Genomic DNA, 491 nt, shown 5'->3' on the forward strand with positions numbered 1-491 from the left:
ACGGGCGACACACTAGTAGATAGGGGCAATATGTGAGAGGCGGGACCCGATGACAGGTGGGGGGTGAGAAGGCACGCAAGAAGGGGCGTGGCCGGGAAGGGCGGCGCCGCACGAGAGGGGCGTGGTAGGTGGGGCGCAGGATGGGTAGAAGGGGGGTTCGGTGACAGAGAGAGACGGACGATGGTGGAGGAATGCGGCAGGGCATGGGAGGGCGGGCGGGTGCGACGGTGGCCACCGACACGGCTGAGGTCAGGTCGCTGCGGCGGCTCGGGTGGGAGATGAAAGGGATCTGCTTCGAGGCAGAAAAAGACGACAGAGTGAGGCTGGAGGCAAACGGCATCGTCGAGGTGCTCGACCGGGTCGGCATGCCGGTGCTAGATGTCTATAGCGCTGGGCTGTCCGAGGTCGTGTTCGCGGCCGGAGTACGGCTCGCGCAGACGAGCCAGCTGGAGCTGATGTATCTGTCGACGACCGATTACAACCAGCACAAG

At 64.8% G+C, this 491-nt stretch carries 1 pseudogene; it reads left to right on the plus strand.

The features are described from left to right. Window positions 1-215 precede the first annotated feature (215 nt). A pseudogene (locus A6V37_RS12975) lies at window positions 216-491 on the plus strand (phosphonoacetate hydrolase); the annotation flags it as partial.

The sequence above is a fragment of the Paraburkholderia ginsengiterrae genome, from assembly GCF_001645125.1.
In the GTDB taxonomy this organism is placed as follows: domain Bacteria; phylum Pseudomonadota; class Gammaproteobacteria; order Burkholderiales; family Burkholderiaceae; genus Paraburkholderia; species Paraburkholderia ginsengiterrae.